Annotated in this window: 19 protein-coding genes and 1 pseudogene; 13 read left to right on the top strand and 7 right to left on the bottom strand. The window is 70.6% G+C overall.

Annotated features, from left to right (window positions below; translation table 11 throughout):
* Window positions 1–91: 91 nt before the first annotated feature.
* On the bottom strand, window positions 92–1,273 hold the full coding sequence (locus tag AC4D12_RS15770) for an ATP-grasp domain-containing protein (RefSeq protein WP_490950901.1): 1,182 nt from the start codon (window positions 1,271–1,273) through the stop codon (window positions 92–94).
* Window positions 1,274–1,558: 285 nt separating this feature from the next.
* Here AC4D12_RS15770 and AC4D12_RS15765 point away from each other — a divergent pair, with 285 nt between their 5' ends.
* The 5 genes from AC4D12_RS15765 to AC4D12_RS15745 all read left to right on the top strand — a co-directional run bounded on the left by AC4D12_RS15765 (window position 1,559) and on the right by AC4D12_RS15745 (window position 7,680).
* Entirely contained in the window at window positions 1,559–2,701 is a 1,143-nt protein-coding gene (locus AC4D12_RS15765) for a P-loop NTPase family protein (RefSeq protein WP_490950900.1), read from the top strand.
* Entirely contained in the window at window positions 2,698–4,383 is a 1,686-nt protein-coding gene (locus AC4D12_RS15760; RefSeq protein ID WP_490950899.1) for an ABC transporter transmembrane domain-containing protein, read from the top strand. The genes AC4D12_RS15765 and AC4D12_RS15760 overlap by 4 nt, the downstream gene beginning before the upstream one ends.
* Window positions 4,384–4,467: 84 nt before the next feature.
* Window positions 4,468–5,946 (top strand): sensor histidine kinase, encoded by a 1,479-nt coding sequence (locus tag AC4D12_RS15755; protein ID WP_490950898.1) that lies wholly within the window; start codon window positions 4,468–4,470, stop codon window positions 5,944–5,946.
* On the top strand, window positions 5,943–6,653 hold the full coding sequence (locus tag AC4D12_RS15750) for a response regulator transcription factor (protein WP_490950897.1): 711 nt from the start codon (window positions 5,943–5,945) through the stop codon (window positions 6,651–6,653). The genes AC4D12_RS15755 and AC4D12_RS15750 overlap by 4 nt, the downstream gene beginning before the upstream one ends.
* Window positions 6,654–6,747: 94 nt before the next feature.
* Complete coding sequence (locus tag AC4D12_RS15745; protein ID WP_490950896.1) at window positions 6,748–7,680, top strand: NADP-dependent oxidoreductase; 933 nt, start codon at window positions 6,748–6,750, stop codon at window positions 7,678–7,680.
* Between the two features lie 75 nt (window positions 7,681–7,755).
* Here the strand turns inward: AC4D12_RS15745 and AC4D12_RS15740 are convergent, their stop codons facing one another.
* From AC4D12_RS15740 to AC4D12_RS15720, 5 genes are all read right to left on the bottom strand, one after another.
* The gene (locus tag AC4D12_RS15740; protein ID WP_490950895.1) at window positions 7,756–9,147 is read right to left on the bottom strand and encodes a TspO/MBR family protein; all 1,392 of its coding nucleotides are present in this window, start codon (window positions 9,145–9,147) and stop codon (window positions 7,756–7,758) included.
* A complete protein-coding gene (locus AC4D12_RS15735; RefSeq protein WP_490950894.1) occupies window positions 9,110–9,745 on the bottom strand; it encodes a DedA family protein in 636 nt (211 codons plus the stop codon). The genes AC4D12_RS15740 and AC4D12_RS15735 overlap by 38 nt, the downstream gene beginning before the upstream one ends.
* Window positions 9,746–9,806: 61 nt before the next feature.
* The gene (locus AC4D12_RS15730; RefSeq protein ID WP_490950907.1) at window positions 9,807–10,748 is read right to left on the bottom strand and encodes an RluA family pseudouridine synthase; all 942 of its coding nucleotides are present in this window, start codon (window positions 10,746–10,748) and stop codon (window positions 9,807–9,809) included.
* A gap of 39 nt (window positions 10,749–10,787) precedes the next feature.
* A complete protein-coding gene (locus AC4D12_RS15725) occupies window positions 10,788–11,648 on the bottom strand; it encodes a DNA-formamidopyrimidine glycosylase family protein (protein WP_490950893.1) in 861 nt (286 codons plus the stop codon).
* Window positions 11,641–16,797 carry an Lhr family helicase gene (locus tag AC4D12_RS15720; RefSeq protein ID WP_490950892.1) on the bottom strand — a complete coding sequence of 1,719 codons (5,157 nt, stop codon included), beginning with the start codon at window positions 16,795–16,797 and terminating at the stop codon, window positions 11,641–11,643. Before AC4D12_RS15720 ends, AC4D12_RS15725 begins: the two co-directional genes overlap by 8 nt.
* A gap of 200 nt (window positions 16,798–16,997) precedes the next feature.
* Between AC4D12_RS15720 and AC4D12_RS15715 the strand changes: the two genes are divergently transcribed.
* Window positions 16,998–17,564 (top strand): hypothetical protein, encoded by a 567-nt coding sequence (locus tag AC4D12_RS15715; RefSeq protein ID WP_490950891.1) that lies wholly within the window; start codon window positions 16,998–17,000, stop codon window positions 17,562–17,564.
* Here the strand turns inward: AC4D12_RS15715 and AC4D12_RS15710 are convergent.
* On the bottom strand, window positions 17,533–17,970 hold the full coding sequence (locus AC4D12_RS15710; protein WP_490950890.1) for a DUF4232 domain-containing protein: 438 nt from the start codon (window positions 17,968–17,970) through the stop codon (window positions 17,533–17,535). The genes AC4D12_RS15715 and AC4D12_RS15710 overlap by 32 nt on opposite strands.
* Window positions 17,971–17,983: 13 nt before the next feature.
* Here AC4D12_RS15710 and AC4D12_RS15705 point away from each other — a divergent pair, with 13 nt between their 5' ends.
* The 7 genes and pseudogenes from AC4D12_RS15705 to AC4D12_RS15675 all read left to right on the top strand — a co-directional run.
* Window positions 17,984–18,352: a hypothetical protein gene (locus AC4D12_RS15705; RefSeq protein ID WP_490950889.1), complete on the top strand. Its 369-nt coding sequence runs from the start codon at window positions 17,984–17,986 to the stop codon at window positions 18,350–18,352.
* Window positions 18,353–18,601: 249 nt separating this feature from the next.
* On the top strand, window positions 18,602–18,802 hold the full coding sequence (locus AC4D12_RS15700) for a hypothetical protein (RefSeq protein ID WP_490950888.1): 201 nt from the start codon (window positions 18,602–18,604) through the stop codon (window positions 18,800–18,802).
* 337 nt (window positions 18,803–19,139) lie between these two features.
* Window positions 19,140–19,331 carry a lichenicidin alpha family lanthipeptide gene (locus AC4D12_RS15695; protein ID WP_490950887.1) on the top strand — a complete coding sequence of 64 codons (192 nt, stop codon included), beginning with the start codon at window positions 19,140–19,142 and terminating at the stop codon, window positions 19,329–19,331.
* A 66-nt stretch (window positions 19,332–19,397) separates the two neighbouring features.
* Window positions 19,398–22,469, top strand: coding sequence for a type 2 lanthipeptide synthetase LanM family protein (locus AC4D12_RS15690; protein ID WP_490950886.1), 3,072 nt, complete (start codon window positions 19,398–19,400; stop codon window positions 22,467–22,469).
* A 50-nt stretch (window positions 22,470–22,519) separates the two neighbouring features.
* Complete coding sequence (locus AC4D12_RS15685) at window positions 22,520–22,717, top strand: class II lanthipeptide, LchA2/BrtA2 family (protein WP_490950885.1); 198 nt, start codon at window positions 22,520–22,522, stop codon at window positions 22,715–22,717.
* Between the two features lie 110 nt (window positions 22,718–22,827).
* A complete protein-coding gene (locus AC4D12_RS15680) occupies window positions 22,828–25,632 on the top strand; it encodes a DUF4135 domain-containing protein (protein WP_490950884.1) in 2,805 nt (934 codons plus the stop codon).
* Window positions 25,629–26,006: pseudogene (locus tag AC4D12_RS15675) on the top strand (cysteine peptidase family C39 domain-containing protein); the annotation flags it as partial. The gene AC4D12_RS15680 and the pseudogene AC4D12_RS15675, both read left to right, overlap by 4 nt.
* Window positions 26,007–26,035: the final 29 nt, after the last annotated feature.

The following is a 26,035-nucleotide window of genomic DNA, read 5'->3' as shown; positions in this document are numbered from 1 at the left end:
AGAGCACCTCTCATGGTCCGATCGGCCTCGGCTCCCGTTCCGGGGTCCCAGGCCCCAGGACGCGTGGTGACTCCCTTGCCGCAGCAACCTGTCACCGGCGCCGGAACCGCCCGAGGGCCAGGCTCACCGACAGGCCGAGATCGCGTGGATCCCAGATGCTGTGGTGTGCTCCCGCGGACCACCGCAACGTGTCGATCGAGTCGCGTAGGAGGCCACCGCGCCGCTCGATCCGCGCGCGGCGGAGGTCGCCCGTGAGCCACGAGTAACGCTCGCCCGGACGCGCGTCCGGTAGGGGCTCGGTCCCGCCGCCCAGCACCAGATCGGTCCACGCCCGCACGAGCCCCGGCCGAGCCGACTCGGCGAGGGCGAGGGAGCCGAAGAAGCGTCCGTTGAAATCGATGAGGTGCGGCACGCCGCCGTCACCGGTGAGGAACTGGAGTTCGACCAGGCCGCGCCAGCCGAGGTCGCCCAGCAGGGCTTCGGCCTTCGCGACGAGCGCGTCGTCGAGCGGGACCGTGACGGCCCGGGCCGAGGCGCCGTTGGGAGTGGGCCACAGGCGGGTCGAGACCTGCTGGGTCCTCCCGAGGAGGCGTCCTTCGTGGAACACGCCGATCAGCGCGCCCAGCGTGCCGATGATGGGCTGCTGCAGGATGGGCTGCGCGCCGGCGGCCCGGATCCGCTCCACCTGCGGACGAGCGGCCTCGGCCGTCGCGAACAACTTGGCCTCGATGCGGACAGGGTGGGTCTGATTGGTCGCCCAGTGTTCCTTGCACTTGATCACCAGAGGGCCGTTCCATGCGGCGAGGGCAGCATCGGTGGCGAGCTCCGTGTGGGGCGAGCCCAGGCCCGCCTTCTGTGCGTACTGCGCGAGGCGGACCTTGTCGAGCACCGTCTCGACGACCTCGAACTCCGGATGCGCCACCGGGACCGGGATCTGGGACCGGTACGCGGCCAGGGCCGCCATCCAGTCGTCTCCACCGCCGAGGACGACGTCGAACCGGCCGGAGGTGGCGGCGCGCCGCACACCCTCCACGAAGGCGAGGCCGTCGGTGCGTGGACGGGGCACGGTGTAGGAGATGGCGCAGGCGTTGGACGAGCCGAGAGCGCCGCCGCCCTCGGGCGTGCCCACACCGACATACCAGCCCTCTCGCTGGAAAGCCCGTGCAGCGGCGAGCGCGCCCCGGTCGCGCCCCGTCGCCACGATCAGGACGCGCCGCCGCAGTCCGTCGGACCCCGCTCCGGCGGTGCCCGGGTTATCAGGAAGGTGATGCACGTCACACCTCGAAGGTCGTGGTGGGGAGAGTCATCGGACGGCCAGGCGCGTGGACCGCCCGTCGGACCCTTGAGCCACAGTAGTCAGCCGGGTCGCCTACGCACGCGAGCGACACAGTGGGAGCGGCACCACCGCGGTGGCGGCCGCGGTCCACCGTCGCGGACGCACATGAAGGCCAGGTGAACGTCCCATAAGAGCTCTCTCATGGCGGACTCATGTTGCTCTTCGATTGGTGCTCTTCACTGGAGACATCCCGAAGGAACCCCACCGATTGGATTGAACGTCATGAGCATCATCATCGAAGGAACCGCACTCGCCGCCACCCTCGTCAGCACGCCGTCGCCGGCCCTCGGCATGGTTCCGGTCGACGCCGAGCGCCTGCAGCTGGCCAAGAAGGCCTACACCACCCGCTTCCTCGCCGCATCGCTGGAGAAGGATGCCAGCGGCTACCTGCTGATGCAGGCCGCCCCGCGACCGGGCGACATCGTCCTCGCCCGTGTGGTGAAGCTCGGGTCCCACCTGAAGCTCGAGAGCCCCGTGTCACGGCGCCAGGTGATGTTCGTCGGTGACGAGATCCTCGTGGCCTACGGCAACCGCTACGCGCCGGACCAGTTCCTCGCCGAGGTCCCCGCCGATCTCGAGGAGTGCCAGCTCGTTGCCGGTGGCGGCGTGGCCGGTCGCGTCCTCGAGCAGCACGCCGGGATGAAGGAGGCTACGACCATCCAGCCGATCGGACTCCTCGCCACGACGGAGGGCGTCGTCAACCTGAAGGACCTCGCCCCGTCCGCTCCCGTGCAACCGGTGAGGGCGGACCTGAGCCGCCCCGCCGTCGTCGCGGTCCTCGGGACCTCGATGAACTCGGGGAAGTCGACCACGCTCGGCTGCCTGGTGAACGGTCTGACGAACGCCGGCCTGCGCGTCTCGGCGGGCAAGGCCACCGGGACGGGCTCGGGCAACGATCCCCGCCTCTTCACCGACGCCGGTGCGCGTCAGGTGCTCGACTTCACCGACTTCGGCCACCCCACCACGTTCCGCCTCGAGTACGCGGAGGTCCGTGAGCTGCTCACGAGCCTGATCGGGCGCCTGAGCACCGAGGGCACCGACGTCGTGGTCGTCGAGATCGCCGACGGCGTCTACCAGGGCGAGACCGCACGGCTCCTCGCCGATCCGGTCTTCCAGGGGGTCGTGGACCAGGTGGTGTTCTCGGCGGCGGATGCGCTCGGCGCGACGGCCGGGGTCCAGGTGCTTCGGGAGAGCGGTGTGCAGGTTGCTGCCGTGTCCGGTCTGCTCACTGCGTCCCCGCTCGCCAAAGAGGAGGCATCGGCCGTACTCGACGTCCCGGTGATCAGCACCTTCGACCTGTGCACGCCCGAGGTCGCGCTCAGCATCGTCCCATCGGCGCAGGACGTGCCGACCCTCGCGTCATGAGGGCGGCCGAGGACAACCCTCGCGCGGCGGCCGACATGCCGAAGCTCCTCGCCGGGGATCGAGTCCGCGTGATGGCACTGCTCATCGGCACGGGACTCCTGCTGGCGGCACTGGCCGGGGTGACCGCGCTGTTCATGACGATGCTGCTCGGCACGGGAGCCGACCTCACGGCGTCGCTCCTGGCGGGTACCGGGCTGCTGACCGCGGCCGTGGGTATCGGCGTGCTGCGCTCCTTCGAGCGTGTCCTTGCCGAACGTCTGGGGCAGAGCTATATCCAGGAAATCCGGGTGGGGCTCGTGGACGCAGCGCTGACACACGAGCAGGCCCCGGCGGCAGGCATCACCATCGCCCGCGCAACCAATGACCTGACGAGTGTCCGCAACTGGATCGCGCTCGGTATCGCACCCCTCGCCGTCGGCGTTCCCCTGATCCTGGGTGCCGCGGTGGGACTGGGCCTTCTCAGCCCTATGCTGGCACTCGCCGCCGTCGCGCCCCTCATCGTCCTCGCGGCCGCGATGATCGTCCTCTCCCGTGCCGCGCTCGACCGGGCGAAGGTGGTGCGGCGCAAGCGGGGTCGCCTTGCGTCCCTCCTCGCCGACACCGTGGCAGCGGCTCCGGTCATCCGGGCGGGCGGCGGCGAGAAGCGCGAACTCCGACGCATCGGCAAGGCCGGTCAGCAGGTGGTCGACGCGTCCATCCACAGGTCGCGGATCGCCGGCTACATCCGCGGGGCAGCCGCAGCCGCGGCAGCCCTCACCGTGGCGGCGGTGGGCATCGCAGGGCTCTGGCAGGGCATCGACACGGCCACGATCGCGGGCGCCCTGACCATCGTGGGGCTCATGTCCGCTCCCGTCAGCGAGTTCGGCCGCGTGGTCGAGTATCGGCAGAACTTTAAGGCCGCACGCCGGATCCTGGTCCCTGCGCTCCGGAAGGCCAGTTTCAACAGGCCGGAGGAGCCGGAGGAACGGACCTCCGAGGTCGGAGCGGCCCGTATCGCCAGTTCCCTGGTCGCCGGCGACGGCGTGGTGTCCCTCGTCGCCCCACCCGCCTGTTCCCAGTGCGCCCCGCCCACCCTCCTGGCCGCTCCCGGCGACGTGGTCGCGCTGACCACGGGCGATCCCGCACGGGCGGACGACGTGCTCCGGGCGATCGTCGGGCTGAGGTCGGACCCTCGCGTCCTCGCCTTCGTCGACGGTCAGGACGTGACCGCGGTGCCTCCCGAGGAGCGCCGGCGGCTCATCGGCTACGCGGCGTCCGGCTCGTACCTGGAACGGGGCACGATCGAACGCTCGGTCCGGTACCGCCACCCGGAGGCAGAGACCGAGGACGGGTACCGGGCGCTCAGCAGGGTGGGCCTTGCGCAGTCGGTCGAGGCGCTCCCGCGCGGCGGCCGCACGCAGCTCAGGCGCGGCGGCGAGCCGCTCACCGTCTCGGAACGCGCACGATTGATCCTCGCCCGTGCCGCGCTCGGCGACCCACCCCTGCTCGTGCTCAACCGCATCGATGCCGAGCTCGACGACGAAGGCCTGGAGATCCTCCGGAGCCTCATCGAGGAGTACCCCGGTGTGGTGCTCATCGCACCCGGCCGACCCGACGGTTCGGCACTTCCGGCTGACGCCGCGACGGTCTCGGGTTGGTCGGTCGACTGTCCGCATGACCGTGCCGACGGCAGCGGTGCATGAGCACTAGCCTTAAAGGATGGGCCCCATCGTGAGAACCGCGACATACGGGCCGTGTCGCTGCGCCCACCCCGCCCCGGAGGTCGAATGACGGAACGCACTACCGGTTCACCGCGAGCCATCACATCCGTGCGTGCCCGCATCATCGGATGGGTGACCGGCCTTGCCGCGCTCGGGATCCTCGCTGCGTCGATCACCGCCTACTCACTCCAGCTCGAGCGCGTCGACGTCCGCGTGGGCAATGCCATCGATCAGGAGGTGGAGGAGTTCTCGAGCTTCCTGGTCTCGAGGGGTACCCCGTGGACATCACGCGACTTCCCGACGCTCGTCGAGTTGTTCGAGGCGGCAGAACGCGGCAACGTGGGCGGCCGCTTCGAGACCTTCGTCGGCCTGGTGGGTCCGGACCTCGCCACCGTGTCGGGAGCCACGATCGATCCTCCGCCGAGCGCTGCATTCCTCGCCGAGCTGTCCGGCGTCTCCGCCGGCGAGGGCGTCCGCGAGGGATCCGCGGTGATCGACGGGTCGGAGGTGCACTACGCCGCCGTCCCGTTCGAGATCGCGGGGCTGGAGCAGAGTGGCACGTACCTGATCATCAACGACATCGGTGCGCAGCGGGAGGAAGCCGTGGCGGCCGCGATCACCTACTCGGGCGTGGCGCTGCTGGGGCTCCTCCTGCTCGCGGCGGTCCTCTGGTGGCTCTCAGGCCGGCTGCTCAGGCCGGTGCGCCTGCTCCGCGACGCGATCACGAACGTCAGCGACGCGGACTTCTCCCAGAGGCTCCCGGTCCGTGGCAGTGACGACATCTCGATGCTCGCCGAGACCTTCAACGGGATGGTCGACAGGCTCGACAACGCGTTCGCCTCGCAGCGTCGCTTCCTCGATGACGCGAGCCATGAATTGCGCACCCCGATCGCCATCCTGCGCGGGCACCCGGAGCTGCTGGAGCTCGATGATCCTGCCCGGGCCCGACAGACCGTGGACATGCTCGTCGACGAACTGGACCGCATGCGGCGCCTCGTCGACGACATCACCCTCCTCGCCGCCGCTGCTCGTCCGGACTTCATGGCGGAGTCGACGTTCGAGGCGGATCGCTTCATCGACGAGATCGCCGACAAGGCACGCCCTCTCGGGCGCCGTCGGTGGCTGGTGGACAGTCGGGTCGACGTGATGCTGCGGGCCGACAAGCAACGGCTCACCCAGGCGCTGCTGCAGTTGGCCGAGAACGCCGTGAAGTTCACCCAGGACGGCGACGAGATCGGGTTCGGCGTCTCGGTGACCGATACCGGGCCTGTTCAGCTCTGGGTGCGGGACACGGGGAAGGGTGTGGACCCCGCGGACGCCGACAGGATCTTCGAACGCTTCGCCCGGGCTCGCGCCGGGCGTTCGCACGGTGGCTCAGGTCTCGGCCTGTCGATCGTGACCGCCATCGCGAAGGGGCACGGCGGCGGCGCGCGGGTCGTCAGTCCCCCCGGGCGCGGGGCGACCTTCATCCTGGAGCTCCCGCGGTCGAGGGTGGGGCTCACCGCTGACTCGCCGTCGTCGGTCGGGGAAGGAGCGGCGCTGTGAGCAAGCGCATCATCATCGCCGAGGACGAGGAGCGGATGCACGAGTTCATGGTCGAGGGACTCGTCCGCGCAGGGTTCGCCTGCGACGTGGTCACCGACGGTTTCGCTGCTTTCCACCTCGCATCCGAGGGCCGTCATGATCTGATGATCCTCGACGTCGGCCTGCCCCTGGTCGACGGGTTCGGCGTGCTGAGCCTCCTCCGGACGGCAGGCGTGTCCCTGCCGGTCATCATCCTCACCGCCCGCACGTCCCTGCAGGACACCGTGACCGGTCTCGAATCGGGCGCCGCCGATTATCTCACCAAGCCCTTCGCGTTCGCCGAACTCCTCGCGCGCATCAACCTGAGATTGCGTGACCGGCGGGCCGCCGAGGCCGACGTCCAGCTGGAGCACAACGGCATCCGCCTCGACCCGCAGTCCCGGCAGGCCTTCACCGCGGAGGGCGCCGTCGATCTCTCCAACCGTGAATACACGCTGCTCGAACTCTTCATGCGGAACCCGGGGGCGGTGCTCACCCGCGACCAGATCCTCGACAGGGTCTGGGAGAACGACATCGATCCGGACTCGAACATCGTGAGCGTGTACGTCCAGTACCTGAGGCGGAAACTGGGTGAGGCGACGATTGAGACCGTACGCGGCCTGGGGTACCGGCTGGCAGCTCCGCGACGGACCCCGGGGACTACCGAGAGCTCCTACCGGCAGGCATAGCGGGCCGGTCGGAATAGCGGCCCACGGGGAGCGGTTGCCGCCAGGAGGAAGCGACCCGGCAGGCGCCGGACCACCCTCGAGGAGGAGTACCCCCATGAAGGCAGTGTTCTACGAGCAGTACGGTGACCCCGACGTCCTGACCTACGGCGAGCAGCCGGACCCGAAGGTGGGCCCCGATTCCGTGCTGGTGGAGGTCCGCGCCTCGTCCGTGAATCCCGTGGACTGGAAGATCACCGCGGGCTACCTCGACGCCGCCCTCCCGACGCACTTCCCGGTGATCCCGGGCTGGGACGTGGCCGGCGTGGTGCTGCAGCCGGGCCCGTCCGTCACCGAGTTCGAGGTCGGTGACGAGGTGATCGGGTACGTCCGCATGGACACCGTGGGCCTCGGAACGTTCGCCGAGAAGGTCGCCGCTCCCGTCCGCACCCTCGCTCGGAAGCCCCGCAACGTCTCGTGGGCCGAGGCGGCCACCATGCCGTTGGTCGGGCTCACCGCGTACCAGTCGCTCCGCGCGGTCGGTGCGGGCGAGGGAGACACCGTGCTCATCCACAACGGTGCGGGCGGCGTAGGCACCTACGCCATCCAGATCGCGAAGGCGTGGGGCGCGCGCGTGCTCGCCACGGCGTCGGAGAAGAACCACGAGTTCCTGCGCTCGCTGGGCGCGGAGCCGGTGACCTACGGCGAGGGGCTCGCGGACCGTCTCACCGAGGTGGCGGCCGAGGGGCTCGACGCCGTGGTCGACTTCGTGGGCGGCGAGGACTGGGTGGCCTCGCTCGAGCAGCTCAAGGACAGCGCGCGCATCGCCTCCATCGCCGATGCCGAGGTGAAGGAGAAGGGCGGCCGGTACGTGTTCGTGCGGCCGAACCCGGAGGACCTCCTCGCCCTCACCGAGCTCGTGGAAGCCGGCGCGGTGAAGCCCGTTCTCGCCGAGACCTTCCCCCTCGAGCGCGCCGCCGACGCCTTCCGCAGCAGTATGGAAGGCCACGTGCGCGGCAAGATCGCCCTGACCGTCGGCGACCAGGGCTGACGCGACCCGCCCGTCCTGCCCAGGACGCCGGAAGGCCCCGACCCAGACGGGTCGGGGCCTTCCGTGCTTGTCCCGCTAGAAGCGGGAGTCCTCGTAGTCGTCGCCGACCAGGTCCAGCGGTTCACGGCGGGCGTCCTCCTGTGCCCGCACCCAGCGGCGGTAGGCGTGGTCCACACGGTGGCGGCGCGAGCCCGCCGTGATGAGGAGCAGGAAGATGGCCACGGCCGCGGCGAACGCGACCATGGGCGCGAAGGGCTGGCCCAGCACCCGCTCGACGGCTATCCACAGCAGGCCCCAGGACGTCGCCGCGGCCACGGAGAGCCGCCCGCGATCGGTGGAGCAGATGACCGCCGCCGTCATGAGCACGGCCACGATCCCGATGGTCGCCCACGTGACGCCGCCCAGCTCGAAGAAGTCCACGCCCGTCGCCGTCAGGAACGCCGCTGCGTTGGCCGACGCCGCCACGAGCACCCAGCCGAGGTACAGCCCGATCGGCGTGTCCACGAGAGCGCCCTCGAGGCGCGTCTGGGTGTGGTGCTCGTTCATGGTGTGCACCGCCACCAGCAGGGTGAAGAAGAGCAGCATGATCACCACGAGACTCAGGATCAGCTGGTTGCTCTGCGCGCTCAGGATCCACGCGAGGTTCAGGAGCATCGACGCCGCGACCGTCCAGCCCAGGCGCCGCTGCCGCGCGGACACGCGCTGGGCGGGGAACCACTGGAACACCGTGTACGCGATCAGGCCCACGTAGATCACGCTCCAGATGGAGAAGGCCGAGGACGACGGCGCCAGCAACGTGGCGTCCGGCGCGAAGAGGCCTCCCGCGGCGTCCCGGATGGACGGCCCGCCGAACGCCCCGACGCCCGCCGCCGAGCCCAGGATGCACGCGACCGCGCACAGCGTCACCACGGATTGGCGCACGACGTCGGGGTTCCAGGAACCGATGTGCCGCACGGTGGCGCTGCTGCCACGCCCGATCGCCCGTCCCGTGGAGCCGGCGGCGACCTTCGCCCTGCCTGCCGCGATCTTCGCCTTCTCGCCGGCCTGCTTCGCCTTCTCGCTCGCGAGTCGGAGCCGCTCGGCGGCATCGGCCGCCGCCTGACGCTGCCCTGCCGTGTCTGCCGAGGTGTCGTCCCCGGAGGGCGCAGCTCCGAGGCGCCTGCCGGACGTCGCACCCGCGGCCGGGCGCTCGCGGTCCACGCGGGCGTCGCGCCGGGAGGTCGTCGTCGACGCCTCGGTCGAGGGTGCAGAGCCCGAACTCCGCGGTGCCGGCGCCGTGTCGGCTGATGGCGCGTTCACGTGATCGGCGGCCCGGCCGTCATCGTCCCCGGAGGGTTGTGCGACGCGCGGCTGCGCGGCCTTGAGGCGCTCCAGGACGCTCGCGGTGTCCGTGGCCGGCTGGGCGACGGAGGGTGGAACGGCCGGTATGTCAGGGAGCCTCGGTGCCGGGTTCTTCGGAGTGCTCATGGGCTTTTCGGGCCTTCCGGTGTTTTCTCACGGCGATGACTGCCGCCGTGATGGCTCCCACCAGCGTACCGACAGCCGTTCCGAGCAGGGCGCTGACCCCTGCCGGGAGGCCCGTGGAGGCGCCGGCCACGTACCCGAGGCCCAGGAGCCACGCCGTCCAGAGCGCACCTCCCGCGGCCGCCGCGAGGGCGAACGGCCGGAAGGGCAACTCCGCGATCCCGGCCACGGCCACGCTCGCCGTGCGCCCGCCCGGCAGGAACCGTACGGCGACGACGGCGGCGTACGTGGGGGAACTCCCTGCCTTGTCGATGGCCTTCCGCAGGTTGCGGTGGACGGCGCGGCCCCAGCGGAAGCGGTCCAGCACGTGGGTCAGGCGCCGCCGGAAGAGGAGGAAGAGCACGAGGTCGCCGGTGAGGCTACCGGCGAACGTGATGACGATCGCGAGGGGGAGGAAGAGGGTGCCGTGCGCGGACGCCGTGCCCGCGCCGATGACCAGGAGTTCCGAGGGCAGGATCGGCAGCGCGGCGTCCAGCACCACGACGCCGAACATGAAGAGGAGGTAGAGGGGTGCTGGGATGTCCGTGCCGGGCAGGTCCACCCTGCCAACTTACCGTCCGCGCGGCCCGTGTGGACGGCCGGACGTCACGGGCACGGAGGCCTCAGGGGTAGGAGCCGCCAGGAGCACGGAGGTGGTCAGGGTACGAGGACAGCGACAGGCCCGAGGTGAAATTGCGCTCCGAGCCGTCCACCGGATCCGTGAAGGCGATGCTGTGGGCCAGGAGCTGCAGGGGCCGCGTGTAGTCATCCGGGGCCTGCGGGTGGAGGACGGGGTAGAACGGATCGTTGACGATCCCGAGGCCCTGCGACGCCATGTGGAGTCTCAGCTGGTGCGTCTTCCCCGTGTGCGGCTGCAGCCGGTAGAGGCCGAGACCGTTCCGCTCCTCGAGGAGAGAGATGGTGGTGTGCGTGTTCGCCGGCCCCTCGACCTCCTGCGCGAGCAGGTAGGTCCGGGACTTCACGATGCGGCTGCGCACGTCGAGGGGCTCGGCGTCGAGGTGCAACTCCGGGCGCACGGGCGCCACCGCACGGTACTCCTTGCTGATGCGGCGGTTCTCGAAGAGCAACTGATAGGCGCCGCGGGTCGCGGGGTCGATCGAGAACATGAGGATGCCGGCGGTCATGCGGTCGAGGCGGTGCATCGGGATCAGGTCCGGGATGCCGAGCTGCACCCGTAAACGCACGAGCGCCGACTCCGCCACGTACATGCCGCCGGGGGTGGTGGGCAGGAAGTGCGGCTTGTCGACGACGAGCAGGTGGTCGTCGCGGTGCAGGATCGAGAGTTCCACGGGGAGCCGCTCCTCGACGGGCAGCTCGCGGTAGTACCAGACGAACGTGTGCTTCCCGAGCGGGGTGCTGCGCGTCAGCACGTCCCCGCCGAGGGCCACCACCTCGCCGCGGTCGAAGCGCTCGCCGATGCCTTCGGGGTCCACGTGGTCGAAGCGGTCGAGGATGTAGTCCAGGGCCGTGGCCCACGGCCCCTCCTCGGGCAGGCGGAGGCGGGTCGCGTTGACGCCGTCCCGCACGGGGAGCGGGGACTTCATCGCCATGCGTCGGCAGCTCTCCGGTCCGGGTCCATCACGTCAGGGTAGTGCGGCACGTCCCGGGCTTCCACTCGGGCGAGCATCCCCGTCCGCGCTCGCCGCGGGGGCTTCCACCCTGGGCTGGCAGTGCGGGCAGTAGTACAGCTCACGGAGTTCGGTGTCGCGGTCGCCGAGCTGCTCGAGCGCCACGGGCGTCCCGCAGCGCAGGCATCCCCGGCGCGACCGCCCGTACACCCACAGGGTGTTGCCGCGGAGCTGGCCCGTGGTGGCCCTCGTGCTGCGCTCCTTGTTGGCCTCGAGCAGCTTCTTGGACAGTTCCACCATGCGGGGCAGGTTGGGTACCTCGCCCGTGGGCGTGAGCGGGTGCACCCCGGCGAGGAAGCACAGCTCGCACCGGTAGACGTTGCCGATCCCGGCGAGGTTCCGCTGATCCAGCAGGGCCAGCCCGATGGGCCGCTCGGGCTGCTCGAGGAGCCTCCTCAGCGCCTCGTCGGGATCCCAGTCCGGCCCCAGCAGGTCGGGCCCGAGGAACCCCACGGCGTCCTCCTCCTCGGCCCGCGAGATGACCCGGAGCAGGCCCAGTTCGAACCCGACGACGACGGCATCCGCGGTCTCGAGGATGCAGCGGGCCTTGAACGCGGGGCGGCGCCACTTCTCCCCGTGGCGGTAGACATGCCAGAGGCCTTCCATCTTGAGGTGCGAGTGGATGTCCCAGCCGTCGTCGCCGCCGCCCCGGATGAGCAGGTGCTTGCCGCGCGCCACGGCCTCCTGCACGGTGTCGCCCGTGAAGTCGACCGTCGCGAAGCGCGGCACCCTGATGTCGCAGCGCGTGAGGACCTTGCCGGCGAGGGCCTTGTGCAACTCGCGGGCCGCGCGCCAGACGGTGTCACCCTCAGGCACGGATCCTCAGCCCCCTGGGCGTCGTGTAGAAGCCCGCATCGGCCAGGGCCCTGCCCACCTCGGTGTCGAGGATCTCCCCGCCGTTGACCTTCTCGAGGGCCATCTTGTCCGCGGCCCCGCGGCGGATCACCGTCACGAGCGCGAGGGCGGCGGCACGGAGCACACCGGTGTCCTCGGCGAACGTCAGCAGCGTCTTCCCGCCGCGCTCCACGTACAGGGCCAGTTCGCCATCGACGAGGACCACGAGGGCTCCAGCTTTCCGGCCGGCCCGATGCCCGCCGTCGGCGTGGGGCCAGGCGAGAGCGGCACCGTACGGGTTGGCCGGGTCCGTCGCGGCGAGCGCGACGGCCTTCAGGGGAGCCGCCTCCCCGCCGAGGATCTCCTGCGACGTGGGTAGCTGCGTGTCCGCGCTGAAGGAGCGCAGGCGGTCCACGGTGGCGGGGACGGCGAACTGCGCGGCGCCGAGGTGTTCGATGAAGTAGCCGCGCCGGCAGCGGCCCATCTCCTCGAGCCGGGCGAGCACCTTGTACATCAGGCCGAAGCCGCCCGGTATGCCCTCGGTGGCAACGGCCCCGCGGGTCACCACGCCGTAGCGGTCCAGGAGGAGTTCCGCCTGCGCGTGGGCGTGGAGCGTGGTCTCCTGCTCCACCTGCGGCAGCATGTTCCAGCGCCCCGCCGCCAGGGGAGGCGTGGGCCTCTGGTACGCGCCGGTGTCGTCCCCGCCCGACGCCAGGCGCATCGACGCGCCCGTGAGCGACTTCCCCGGTGCGCGTCCCAGACGACCGGTGCGCGAGGTGCGCGCCCGCGCGGGGACCGGCCGCTGCTTGTGGGCGGTCTTGCCGTGGGAGAGGAGCGAGCGCACCGGCGTGAACGTGTCGTTGCTGATGCGGCCGGCCCACACGAGGTCCCAGAGGGCCGTGACCACGGCGGCGTCGGAGGTGACCTCCTGCACGTCGAGCAGGTTGGTGAGCTGGCGCAGGAAGTACCCGCCGCCGGGCGCCAGCAGCTCCAGCAGTGCGGTGTGGAGAGCCGTGGGCTCGAATGCGGGGTCCGGACGCAGGGTCAGGGACGCGTTCTCGGCCAGGTGCAGGGCGATCCAGCCGTCGTTCCCCGCGAGCGAACCGGCACCGGACCACAGCACCTCGCCCGTCGCGGTCAGCTCGTCGAGCATGGCGGGGGTGTAGTTGGCGACGCGTTGCGCGAGGATCAGCGGTTCCCACGCAGAAGCGGGGATCGGCACGCCGGAGAGCTGGTCGATGACCGTGACCACGCCGTCGAGCCCGCGCAGGTTCGAGCCGATGTGCTGCCAGACGGGGAGGAACCGACCGTAGGCGGCCGGGTCCACGGGCTCGACCTCCTGCCGCAGGGCGGCGAGGGAACGACGCCGGAGCCGTCGGAGCACCTCGACGTCGCACCACTCGCTGGAGGCCGGGGCGTGCACCGTGATGGTGCCCGGGGCAGCTCCGGAGGCGGCCGAGATGTCGAGGACGGGCACGGATTCGGCAGGGCGGAACTCGCCTTCGATCGTGCGGCCCGCGCCGGCGAGGCGCTGCAGCGAACCGGTGACGACGGCGACGCCGAGGCCGAGGTGGGAGGCCGCCTCCGCCGCGGTGAAAGGCCCGTGCGTGCGGGCGTAGCGGCCCACGAGGTCCCCGAGCGGATCGGCCACGGGCTCGATGAATGCGAGCGGGATGCCCATGGGCAGCGGGACGCCGAGGGCGTCGCGGAGCCGCGCGGCATCCTCGACCGCGGAGATGCGCTCGATACCGGCGATGGACACCGTGAGTGCGCGGTTGGTCTTGACCAGGGCGGCGACGTGCGCGCGGACGGTGGCGGGGGAGGCGCGACGCCGATCGGGTGCGGGAGCGGCTGCGGCGTCCTCCGCGATCAGCTCGTCGTCGGTGGGGCCGTCGTCGTCCGGGGCCTGTGACCCGGGCCGCAGATCGCCGTCCTCGTCCGCGCCGTCGTCGCTGTCCTCGTCGATACCGGCTCGCCCGGTGTCACCGCTGCGGTCCGCGATCGCCTGTGCGGCGTGATCGCGCCCCGGGTTCCCGGTCGTGGCGGTGAGCCCGCTGACCGTCGCACGGGCGGCCGGGACGGGGGCGCCGCTCTGCGAATCGGCCGTTTCAGCGCCGCCGTCGGTGTCGGCCGCGCCCTTCTCCTCGGGCGGTGCCTCGAGCCGCTCGGCGATCTCCTCCACGGTCAGCGGTCCGAGCAGCCGCAGCAGGTCCGCGACACCCTCCAGTCCGCGTGCCAGCCGGTCGGGTTTGAGCCGCTGCAGCTCGAGCTCCGTCTCGGCGATGACCCGTGCGTCGAGCAGTTCACGGAGCTCGGCCCGGCCGAGTAGTTCGTTGAGCAGTGTCGGATCGAGCGAGAGCGCGGCGGCACGCCGTTCTGCCAGTGGGGAGTCGCCCTCGTAGAGGAAGGAGGCCACGTAGCCGAACAGCATGGAGCGCGCGAAGGGCGAGGGCTGCTGCGTGGTCACCTCGACGATGCGCAGTTCGCGCCGTTCGAGGGACGCCGCGAGCTCCTTCAGGGCCGTGAGGTCGTAGACGTCCTGCAGGCACTCCCGGACGGTCTCGAGGACGATCGGGAAGGTGGGGTACTTCTTCGCGACGTCGAGCAGCTGCGCCGAGCGCTGCCGCTGCTGCCACAGGGGCGTGCGCTTGCTCGGGTTCTGCCGCGGCAGCAGGAGCGCCCGGGCCGCGCACTCGCGGAAGCGCGACGCGAAGAGAGCCGAGCCGCCCACCTCCGTGGTGACGATCCCATCGAGCTCCTCGGCGTCGAAGAGGAACAGATCGGCGCCCGGCGGCTCGTCGTCCATCAGCGGTACACGGAGGACGATGCCGTCGTCCGACGCCATGGCGGAGCCGTCCATGCCGTAGCGCTGCTCGAGCCGCGCGCCCACCGCGAGCGCCCACGGCGCGTGCACCGGCATCCCGAAGGGGCTGTGGAGCACCACGCGCCAGTCGCCGAGCTCGTCGTGGAAGCGCTCCACCACGAGCGTCCTGTCATTCGGGACCACCTCCGTGGCCTCGCGCTGTTCCGTCAGGTAGGTGATGAGGTTGCCGGCGGCCCACGCGTCGAGGCCGATCCGCGCGCACCGCTCCTGCGCCTTCTCGAGGGTGCTGCCGGACATCTCGCGGTTGAAGGCGCCGAGTGCGCGGCCCAGTTCCACGGGCCTGCCGAGGGAGTCCCCCTTCCAGAACGGGAGCTTGCCCGGCTGGCCGAACGCGGGGGAGACGAGCACGCGGTCGTGGGTGATCTCCTCGATGCGCCAGCTCGTGGCCCCGAGCGCGAAGATGTCCCCCACGCGTGACTCGTAGACCATCTCCTCGTCGAGCTCACCCACGCGGCGGCCGCCTGCCCGTGCGCCCTCGCCCTCGGACCCGACGAGGAAGACCCCGAACAATCCGCGGTCCGGGATGGTGCCGCCGGACGTGACGGCGAGGCGCTGGGCGCCGGGCCTGCCCGTGATGGTGCCCTCCACGCGGTCCCAGATGATGCGGGGGCGCAATTCGGCGAACTCGTCCGACGGGTAGCGGCCGGCCAGGAGGTCGAGGGTCGCATCGAAGGCCGAGCGCGGCAAGGTGGCGAAGGGCGCTGAGGTGCGGACGACGTCGAACCACTCCTCCACGTCGATGGTGCCGAGCGCGGCTGCTGCGACGGTCTGCTGCGCGAGGATGTCCAGCGGGTTCGTGGGGATGTAGAGGGGTTCGATCTGACCGGCCAGCATGCGCTCCACCGTGACCGTCGTGTTCACGAGATCGCCCCGGTGCTTGGGGAACAGCACACCCTGGGAGACCTCACCGACCTGGTGGCCGGCGCGGCCCACGCGCTGCAGTCCGCTGGCCACCGAGTGCGGCGATTCGACCTGCACCACGAGGTCCACGGCGCCCATGTCGATGCCGAGTTCCAGGGAGCTGGTCGCGACGACGCACCGCAGCCGCCCGGACTTGAGATCGTCCTCGATGAGCGCGCGCTGGTCCTTCGACACCGATCCGTGGTGCGCACGCGCGAGGAGTGCCTCTGCACCGGTGGTCTGCCCCGCCTGCGCCATCGTCTGCGCGGGAGTCTGCGTGGTATGAGCGAACGACGGCGGCGCGCTGGTGCGCTCGAGGGCTGCGGGGTCGCCTCCCGCGGCCCATACGGCGTCTCGTTCGAGCCGCTCGGCGTGGATCTCGTTGAGCCGGGCGGTCAGCCGCTCGGCGAGGCGCCGCGAGTTGGCGAACACGATGGTCGAGCGGTTCTGGCCGATGAGGTCGACGATCTTCTCCTCGACGTGCGGCCAGATGCTCGCCTGCGGCTGGGCCTCGCCGTCGTCGTCGTTCCCCGCCGTTCCGCCCAGCTCCGTCATGTCCTCCACAGGCACCGTGACCGTGAGGTCCCACTGCTTCTTCGACGGCGGCGCCACGATCTCCACCGGCGCGTTCCCGGAGAGGAAGCGCGCCACGGTCTCCTTCGGCTCCACCGTGGCGGACAGGCCGATGCGCTGCACGGGCTTCTCCAGCAGGGCGTCCAGCCGGGCCAGGGACACCGCGAGGTGGGCGCCCCGCTTGGTGCCGGCGACGGCGTGGACCTCGTCGATGATGACGGTGTCCACCTCCATCAGCGTCTCGCGGGCCTTCGAGGTGAGCATGAGGAAGAGGGATTCGGGCGTGGTGATCAGGATGTCCGGTGGCCGCGTGAGCATGGCGCGGCGCTCGGCCTGCGGGGTGTCACCGGACCGGACGCCCACCGTGATGCTCGGCGCGGGCAGGCCCAGGCGCTTCGCGGTCTGCGTGATGCCGATCAGCGGTGCCCGGAGGTTCCGCTCGACGTCGACGCCGAGGGCCTTCAGCGGGGAGATGTACAGCACCCGCGTGCTCCGCTTCGGCTTCGGTGCGGCCTTGCGGCCCTTCGCCGGGGCGCGCGTGGCGAGCTCGGGCTCGATGTCCCCGCTGCCCTCCCCGGAGGCGATCAGGCGGTCGAGCGCCCAGAGGAAGGCCGCGAGGGTCTTGCCGGATCCGGTGGGTGCGACGACGAGCGCGTTCGAGCCCGCGGAGATCGCCGACCATGCACCCTCCTGGGCCGGAGTGGGCTCCGCGAAGGCCCCCGCGAACCACTCATGGGTTGCGGGGGTGAACCTCGTCAGCACCGGCGTCGTCACCCGTTCATCATGCCCCAGGCCGCTGACACTCCCGCCCGGCCGGCGTGCGGACCCACGGCGCGATGGCGGCGCACCGACGGCAGGTGCACGGCGGACTCACAGCGGGCGGGCGGCGCACCTACGCGCTGGCGGGGGAGCGGGGGCGAAGGGGGAGTAGGTTGCGGACAGGACCGCAGGGTGCGGCCGGTGGAGGAGCGGACATGTCGGTCCGGACGGAGTCGGAGGGTCGGGCGGAGCTCGGGCGGGGGCGCGGTCACGTCTCCAACAACTGGGTGCCCGCGGCCTGTATCGGCGCACTCTTCCTCGGCGGTGCGGCCGCGGCGCTCGTGTTCGACGGCGACACCGCCCGCACCGCCGTCTACTTCGTGGTGAGCACGCTGGTGCTCATCGTGATCACGGCGCCGTGGCTCGTCCGCCACCCGCCCGCGATGCACGCAGGCTCGGGCGCCTACCTGGTCCTGGCCGTCGTCGTCGAACTCGGGGCGCTGCTCGGAGGGGCCGTCGAGCCCTTCCGCGGGCTCGGCGCCTGGGTGGTCCTCGGTCTCGGCCTCGCGGTCTACGGCTGGTTCGAGCGCGGTCGGGTCATGGTGACGGCCGGAACGGGCGCCGCGCTCTTCGGCGTCGCAGCCATCGCCGTCGCCCAGCACTGGCTGACCCTCGTGCTCGCCCTCGCCACGGCGGGCCTGATCATCGTCGCCGCGTGGCGGCTCCGCGCCCTCGCGCCGGTCACGGCGTCTACGCGGGCTGCAGCGTTCCCACGGTCATGAGCACGATCGAGGCGCCGGTGCAGGCCGAGACGGTCTGGGGCAGGATCAGCGAGTCCGTGGCCTCGGGCGGGTACACGCGCAGCCCGGCGGCCGGCGTCAGCCCGCAGTCCGGGCCGTAGTTCTCGGCGTTGGTCTGGCGCAGGTCGGCGGTGGCCGAGGCACCGGGCGCCAGGGTGACCAGCGGCGCGGTTGAGCCCGCACGGTCAGCCGGAGCACCCAGCTGAGTCCCGGCGGCATCGACGAACGAGACGCCCGGGTAGCCCTGCACCGTGCACTCCTGATCGGATGCGTTCGTCAGGACGAGCGTGCGAACCACACTCCCGGCGCCGCCACCGCCGAGCTGCTCCTCGACAGCGCCCGTCAGCTGCGCGGCCGCGCAGGGGCCGCCGGCCTCCGGCGTCGTCACGGTCGGAGAAGGAGTGGGGGACGTCGACGGCGCAGGTGTGGTGGGGCTCGACGACGGACTCGGCGCCGCAGACGCGGACGCAGACCCCGACGGTGAGCTCGACGGCGTTGCGCTCGCGGAGGAGGACGGCTGCGCCGTCGCGGTCGGTCCGTCGTCGGGCTCCGACGGTGTGCAGCCGGCGACGGCCAGAGCCATACCTGCTGCAGTGGCGGCGACCATCCAACGCTTACTTCCCGGGACACGTGTCATGGCCTCACCCTACGTCCGGCGCTCCTCCGGGATCCGCGTTACCGGACGGCGTGCCGTGTTCGGCCATCGGAATCGGCCGATGCCTGCGCAGGCAGTCCAACGCCTGACCCAGGTCTGCGCGAACCAGCTATGAGGACGTGGGAGAAGACTCCGCGGCGGACGTCGGGGAAGCCGTCACCGATTCATACAAAACTTCCCGGAGGGGGATTGTGGGCTCTAAAAGGTTGCCTTAGCATAGGAGTTGCAGAGGCTGACGAGCGGCTCGGAGCGCCGCATACCTGCCATCGGCACGGCGACGGACTGACCGGTCGACGCAGGAGCACGTGTGCAACCAGATTCTGCGGAGCAAGCGGCTATCGAAAACCTAGACCAAGGAGCAATCATGGCTAGTTCGACGAAGCGCACGGCGAGCGAATATCTCCTGCTCGGCGCGACCATATTCTGTTTCATCCTCGCCCTCGTGGTGGCACCCCTTCTCTCGCCGGGTATTGCTTCCGCCCAGTGGGTGCCGTTGGTGATCGGCGCATTTCTCGCCTTCGAATACGTGACGCTGAAGCGCCGGAGGGCAAACACCTCGGGCTGATTCACCCGGCTCCAGCGGTGCGCGTCCTCCTCGCGGGCGGCTGCTGAAGTATTCGTTGTCGGTCGATTGACCGATTCCGCAGTTCACGCGCCTTTTCCGATGCTCAGGTCTGCCTTCATCGTGACCTCCCCCCAGAACTGTGTCAGAGGGGCCACATTTTTGCGCCCGAATTCAGCTGAGAAAATGCCTCTCGCACTTTTATTGACATCCGCACGTCATTGATTGTTTTCTGGAAATGTCCGGGAAGAACCCGGACACTCCCCCCGACATTCTGCAGACACCGCAGTTCCACGTGCTGTCGATATGTCGGACGACATTTCGAAAGGAAGTCTGAATCATGTCCCTCATGACCGAACACAACGTCGACGTCCTCGACGAGATCGACGAGCAGGCGGCCGCAGACCTGAGCGCCGGCCAGGGCTGGACGACGACGGTGACGAGCATCGGCTGCTACGGCGCCAGTTGGGCCCTCGGAAACGACGGCAACCTCTGCACGGCCACCGTCGAGTGTCAGAGCAACTGCAACTAGATCCGGCCGGAGGGCGTCGGCTCGAGCGCCGGCGCCCTCCCGCGGTCCGAACGCCGGGGAGATGCAATGACACCACCACTGAACGGTCTTCTGGCCGGCGAGCCGTCCGCCTCCTTGGCTCGGACGATCGATCGGTACATCCCGGAGCTCGCCGATGACGACCGTCGTCGAGCCGTCTGCGAAAGGGTTGCCGCGTTCCTCGCCGAGCACGTGTCCGAGGACCGGCGCGTAGCGCCCGAGTCCGTGCTCGACCCGATCGGCGAGGCCGAGCCGCACCCCCGCTTCTCGTCCTACTTCGCGGCTCTCGCCGCGGCCTGGACCGCGAACGATCTGCGTGTGCTGGACACCGTCCAGGGACCCGTCGGCGGGCGCGGCGTCCGCGATGACGCACTCGACGCCGCAACGACGGTCGTGTCGAACCATCTGCTGCGCACGGTCCTGGACGTGCTGGAGGAACGCCGGCGTGACGGGCACCTCGTCGGCGACAGCCCCGAGGCCCGTTTCTCACACTTCCACGCCTGGCTGGTCTCCGACGACGGGCGGACCCACATGACGACCGCGTACGGTCCGGCGTACCTCCTCGCGCGCGAGCGTGCTCGCAGGGCCGTACGGAACATCCGCGAGATCGTCAGCAACCTGTGCCAGGACCTCCCGGATCTCGCTCGCACGTTCGACGACGTCGTCAGTGGGACCCGGGTGAACAGGGTGAGGGTGGGGGAGGGGGACAGCCACGCGGACGGCAGGAGCGTCGCCATCGTCACCTTCGACGACGGCGCCCGTCTGGTGGTCAAGCCGCGGGACGTCGGCAGCGACGTCGCCTTCAACGCTCTGATCGAGTGGACGAACAGCGAGGGTCTCACGTGCCTGCCGGTGCTGAGGGTCCTGCCGCGGGACGGCTACGGCTACGTCGAACACGTCGGGAGTTCCGATACTGCCGAGGCCGACGTGCGTCCCCGGTCCTCCTACTTCGATCAGGTGGGCCAGGTGACGGCCCTGCTGCATGTCCTGCGCGCCACGGACATCCACTTCGAGAACGTCCTCGCGACCGAGCACGGCCCGGTCGTGGTCGACACCGAGACACTCCTGACCCCGCAGCCGCGCACCCGTCCGTCCTACGACGACGGGGCGGCCTCCACGAGTGCGCGGCGCGCGGTCCTGGATTCCGTCCTGGGCATCGGGATACTGCCGACCCTCATCACCGTCCCGATGCGCGAGGGCTCGATCGACATCGGCGCCATGGGATACCAGGACGGTCAAACGGCGCCCATCAAGTCCCTCGTCGTGGTGAACGAGGGCCGGGATGACATGCACACCTCCCTCGCGTTCGCCTCCCTCGGTGGGCGGACGGCGCCGAGGCCGGTCGGAGGCGAGGAGGTGACTCCGGTGGAGCAGCGCGACCGGATCGGAGAGGGGTTCTCCCGAGTTCTGCTGGGCCTCATCGATCGGCGCGAGAGGGCGCAGGTGGTGATCCGGGAGGTCTTCGGGCGATGTGTCCAGCGCTTCGTGCCCTCCCCGACCCTCTTCTACTCACAACTCCTGCGCATGGCGACGCACCCTTCGGTGCTCACCGACCCCGAGGTCCGCGCAGCGGTCCTCAATCGTGTGTGTCTGCGGGAGGGGGTCACCGCTGTGTCCCTCGCGGACGGTGAGGTCCGCCAGCTGTGGGCCGGGGACGTTCCGTACTTCACCTACCTCACCGACTCCACTTCGATCTTCAGCAGGGACCCCGGTGCGGATGCGCGCTGGTCGGAGTATCCCGACTTCTTCGTCGCCTCCGGGCTCGACGCGGTCCTGGATCGGTTGGCCGCGCTCGATCCCGCGGCGGTGGCGCGACAGCGCGAACTGATCGACTACGCCTTCGTCAACAAGCTCGACGCGGAGGGGGACCGGACGGGGATCTCCCTCGGTGCGATCTCCGGCCGTACCGGCGAACCTGCCCGGGGTGGCACCGTCGTCGATGATGCCACTGCGCAGGCACTGAGAATGCTGCTCGATCCCCTGGTCGACGCCATCGTCGACGGTGAGGACCCGCGTCACCCGGCGACGTGGATCGGCCCGGTCGTGACGACGTCGGACCATGCGCAGTGGCAACCGGGAACGCTGGGATACGACCTCTACGGCGGCAGTGCCGGTATCGGCCTCGTCCTTGCCGGTGCCGGTGCACTTCTGGGCGAGCCGGGCTACGGCGCGGCAGCGGACCGGGTCCTCGGGCCCATCGCGAGGCAGCTGACAGAGGGGAGGATCGACGCGCAGCTCATTTCCGCGGGCGGATTCACCGGTATGGGAGGCACGGTCTACGCGATCGTCCGGGCAGCTGCCCTCCAGGGATCGCTGGACGCGATCGACCTCCCTGCGCTCCTCGGCGCGCTGGTCCACGCAGGAGGATCCGAGCCGGATGATCTCGCCGACATCACGGTCGGGTCCGTCGGCGCCCTCGCGGCGGGCCTCACTGTCCGGAGGCTGGCGTCCGAACGCGATCGTCAGGCGTGTGACGCAGCCCTCGGGCACCTCGTGCGGCACGCGATGGCCGCCGTACAACGCCTCGACCTCTCGACCGCGTACACCGGCTACGCGCACGGGTTGGCAGGGATCGCGCCGATCCTGCTGCGCGCGGGAACCCTCCTGGAGGACGGAAGGGCGACCTCCCTCGGTCTGGAGGTGTTCCAGGTGCTCGACCGCGCGAGGTCGGCGAGCGAGGACGACTGGCCCCGCACGGTGGACGACGCCGACGGTCGGCGATCCTACGCCTGGTGTCATGGTGCACCGGGACTCCTGCTCGCTTACGCGGAGGTGGACGCCCTGGCACCCGGGACCGTGGCTGAGGGTCGCCTGGAGCGTCTCGTCGAGCTGACCCTCGATCGCGGACTCGGCAACAACCCCACGTTGTGCCACGGGGACGCGGGCACCTTCGACGTGCTCCTCGAGGCGGCGTCACGCGGCGTGGACCGGCGACGCACCGAACCCGTGACAAGGGCTCTCCATGAGGCCCTCGTGGCAGCAGTCCTCGACGGTCCCGCTGACCGGAGCAGCAAGTACTCGTTCACCACCTCACTCATGGTCGGCAGCGCCGGCACGGCGTGGTCCCTCCTCCGCGGGATCTCCCCACACCGCTTCCCGAGCGTTCTGAGGCTCGGGTAGGCCTGCCGGCGCCCGTCGGCAGGAAGCAACGAGAGAAAGCAGGAAACGACATGACATCGCCCATCGCCACCGATCGACGCACCGGGTACGTGCCCGAGGACGAACTGCTGCTCCTTGCCGACGACTCCCAGGAGGTCGGCGTCGCAGGCACCACGACCGTGCCGTGCGCCATCGCCGGCGGCGCCATCGCGGCGAGCGCCGCCCTTCCGGGCTTCTGTCCGTCCGGTGCGTGCACGACCCGCTGCTGACCTCGACCCGGGTGCGTCGCGTCCTGCGGCGCACCCGGCATCGGCACCGAGTGATCGAACAACGGACCCGAAGCAGTGGATGAGGGCCAGGAACGGTGAGGAGTGGGCGCATGGCCGTCGCGACACGGGAGACCACGGAGGGGACACGTCCTCACCGGGAGGAACGAAGGAGCCAGGACGAGATCGACGGCGCGGTGCGCAGCGCCGTGGAGAACCTCTCCGGACGTTTCGGCGCCTTCCACGCCGTGGATGTCGAGTGGGGATGCACTCGCCTCGCCCGGACCATCGGAACCTTTTCCCCGGGCGTTGTCGACCGCGCAGCGGTTCTCACGGCCTTCGCCACATGTCTCGCGCGGGAGCTCGACGGCGTGGCGATCCGTGCTCTGATCACCCTTCACCTCGAGCGCGGGGGCGAGAACCCCGACTACGCGGCCTTCGCCCGCTACTGCGGGACGGAGCAGGGACGTGCCGCGATCCTCGAGCGCTTCCCCGAGCTCGGACGCCTGCTCGCCCTGCTGAGGGACCGTGTGACCGCCCACGCCGTCCGCGTGCTCGACGACGCCGTCCGCGATCTGCCCCGACTGCGCCCGCTCCTCGGACTGCGGGGTCCCATCACGGCTCTGCGCACGGGACTCGGTGACCGCCACGCAGGCGGAACTACCGTCACCTTCGTCGACTGGGCCACGGGGTCGGCCGTCCACAAACCGAGGGACACCGCGCAATCGCGCTTCGTCGAGAAGCTCCGCGCGGAGCTCGACGACGACAACGAACTCTTCGGACCGTTGCTGCCCCTCACGATCGACGGCGGGGACTCCCACTCGTGGCAGGAGGTGGTGGTGCACGAGGATCTCGTCACCGACACCGACGCCGACGCTTACTACCGGCGTTTCGGAGCAGTCACCGCGCTCGCCACCATGCTGGGGGCCACCGACCTGCACTACGAGAACATCATCGCGACCCGGGGTGGGCCGGTGATCCTCGACGTGGAGACGATCACGAGCCCTTCGCGCGTGCAGTCGACCGATGCGAGCGCGGCCGAGCGATTGTCTCACCACCTCGACCGCGGGCCCCTGCACACCATGCTGCTACCCATGCGGTTCCTCGGGGCCGGTATCGATCTCGACATCTCCGGACTCGGCACCCTCCGGGCGGGTGAGGAGTCACGGCTGACGGCCACCCGAGTCACCGGGGAAGGGACGGACACCATCGGTTTCGAGACGGGACCGGCGACCGTCGAGGTCGGCCCCAATGCGCCGACCCTGAACGGGACGGTGCTCGATCCTCGGCTCCGGATCGGGTCCCTGGTCAGTGGCTATGCGGCGGCCAGGCGCCGGATCGCGGAGCGCCGATCGGCGGTCGTCCGGATCCTCGCCGAGGAGGTGCCGCCGCGCGTCCGGGTCGTCGTCCGGCCGACGTACATCTACTCGAGGGTTCTGGACGCGAGCACCCATCCCACCTACCTCGCCTCGGGTGAGCACCGCCGGGCCCTGTTCGCGAAGCTTCCGGTGCCGCGTTCGCTGAGGAACGCGGAGCCGGGCACGGCAGGTGCGGTGCTCAGCGACGAGACGACGGCTCTCGCCGATCTCGACGTACCCTATTTCGCCATCGACGCCGCGGAACCGGGCCTGTTCGCCGTACGCGCCGACGGCACGGCGAAGGTGGCGGTCGACGTATCAGCCGGGGCCCGCCATGACCTGACGTCACATCTCGAAGGCTTCCTCGCCCGCACCCTCGCATCCGACGAGCGGGAGATACGGCTCTCGGTCTCGAGCTCGACGGACGATGTCTGGTCATACCCCCTCGATCCCGCGACCCGCTCACCCATGATCCGCCGGGTGCTGCCCCCTGACGCATCGATCAGCCGCTCCGCAGACGGAAGCAGCTGCACCTGGCTGAGCCTTCTCACGTTGGGCGACGGCTTGAGGTTGGCGCCGATCGGCCTCGGACTGTTCGAGGGCGGGGGTGAGCTCCTCGCAGCGGCGGCGCTCGGTACGGGCCAGGACCGCGCGACGGTCGGGGCAGCTGCTCGGGGCGCACACCTCCACGAGGTGCCGAACGAGCCCGACCCCCTCCATCTCTCGCCCTTCGTCGGTGCGCTCGCCGACCACGTCACGCTGAACGAACTCGCTCATCTCGGCGGGACCTTCGGCCGGCCCACTCCGCTCCCGGCACAGCCCGTGGAGCTGCTGGGACGGACCGACCCGGACGGGCTCGACTACGTGGGCGGTATGGGTGCCTATCCCGTGGCGCTGTCCCTGTACGGTCACGTGGGATTCGACCCTGACGCCGCCCGGCACGCGGCGCACGCCTATCTCGACAGGCACGCCCCGAGCCTCTCGGACTGGGGCCGACCGGGGTTGGCCCACGGCACGGCCGGTCGCCTCGCGGCACTGTCCGCCGTGTCCGTGCTCCTCGGCGGCGACGACCGCATCGACGAGACACTCGGCTCGGCCGTTCGCAGCTTCGACGACGCGGCGGACGACCTGCAGGACCGATCCGGGAGGACGTCCTGGTGCCGGGGATACGCGGGTATCCTGCCCGTGCTCAGCCAGGTGATGATCGCCGCCGGCGACAAGCAGCGAGTGCGCGACAGGTTCGATCGGGAGATCGCGGTGCTCGCGGACGTCGCGGATGATTCCGGTACCGACATCAGCCTCTGCCACGGTGCGGCCGGCCGCATCACGGGTCTTCTGGCACTCGGACGCCAACTCGGTGACGAGGACCTCCTCGACATGGCCCTAGCGCTCCGGGATGCCGGCGAGCAACGCGTCGAGGCAGGCCTCTGGCGTTCGGGTCTCGGCCGAGCCCCTGAGTTGACCTCGTTCATGCTCGGCACCTCCGGGTGGTTGCTGGCGTCCGCGGCGGCACGCGGTGAGGCGTCCCTTCCCGCGCTCCTGGTCGGAGGCGCGCCATGAGCCAGGTGAAGGTGGTGCGCCAGTTCCTCCAGTCCGAGTGCGGCCTGTGCTGCGCGGCCATGGTGCTGGGAGCGCATGGATCCACGAACCAGGTGAGTACACTCCGCCGCGACTACGAGACCGGCCGGGACGGGCTCGGACTGAACGACGTCGCGCGCCTCCTGCGCTCCTACGGCCTCGAGGTGCGGATGTACCGGGCAGGAACGGGCTCCATCCGAAAGCTCTCCGGGCCCCTGATCGCCTACTGGGACGACCGGCACCTCGTGGTCGTCGAGGCGATGACCGATGACCGGGTCACCCTCGTCGACCCGGCGATCGGTCGCCGCTCGATCACGCTCGACGAGTTCGACCAGCACTTCTCGCACATCGTGCTGCATGCCGTTCCGGGGCCCGACTACCGGCC

The organism is Arthrobacter sp. TJ-266 (assembly GCF_058269115.1).
The sequence above is the reverse complement of the archived record's forward strand: the minus strand, read 5'-3'. Positions and strand labels throughout refer to the sequence as shown.

What these genes read in the sequence shown, in the direction of transcription:
- AC4D12_RS15715 (WP_490950891.1), top strand. Translation starts at nt 16,998, where the DNA reads ATGTCGGTCCGGACGGAGTCGGAGGGTCGGGCGGAGCTCGGGCGGGGG.
- AC4D12_RS15740 (WP_490950895.1), bottom strand. Translation starts at nt 9,147, where the DNA reads ATGAGCACTCCGAAGAACCCGGCACCGAGGCTCCCTGACATACCGGCC.
- AC4D12_RS15695 (WP_490950887.1), top strand. Translation starts at nt 19,140, where the DNA reads ATGTCCCTCATGACCGAACACAACGTCGACGTCCTCGACGAGATCGAC.
- AC4D12_RS15755 (WP_490950898.1), top strand. Translation starts at nt 4,468, where the DNA reads ATGACGGAACGCACTACCGGTTCACCGCGAGCCATCACATCCGTGCGT.
- AC4D12_RS15685 (WP_490950885.1), top strand. Translation starts at nt 22,520, where the DNA reads ATGACATCGCCCATCGCCACCGATCGACGCACCGGGTACGTGCCCGAG.
- AC4D12_RS15700 (WP_490950888.1), top strand. Translation starts at nt 18,602, where the DNA reads ATGGCTAGTTCGACGAAGCGCACGGCGAGCGAATATCTCCTGCTCGGC.
- AC4D12_RS15730 (WP_490950907.1), bottom strand. Translation starts at nt 10,748, where the DNA reads ATGAAGTCCCCGCTCCCCGTGCGGGACGGCGTCAACGCGACCCGCCTC.
- AC4D12_RS15765 (WP_490950900.1), top strand. Translation starts at nt 1,559, where the DNA reads ATGAGCATCATCATCGAAGGAACCGCACTCGCCGCCACCCTCGTCAGC.
- AC4D12_RS15745 (WP_490950896.1), top strand. Translation starts at nt 6,748, where the DNA reads ATGAAGGCAGTGTTCTACGAGCAGTACGGTGACCCCGACGTCCTGACC.
- AC4D12_RS15680 (WP_490950884.1), top strand. Translation starts at nt 22,828, where the DNA reads ATGGCCGTCGCGACACGGGAGACCACGGAGGGGACACGTCCTCACCGG.
- AC4D12_RS15690 (WP_490950886.1), top strand. Translation starts at nt 19,398, where the DNA reads ATGACACCACCACTGAACGGTCTTCTGGCCGGCGAGCCGTCCGCCTCC.
- AC4D12_RS15760 (WP_490950899.1), top strand. Translation starts at nt 2,698, where the DNA reads ATGAGGGCGGCCGAGGACAACCCTCGCGCGGCGGCCGACATGCCGAAG.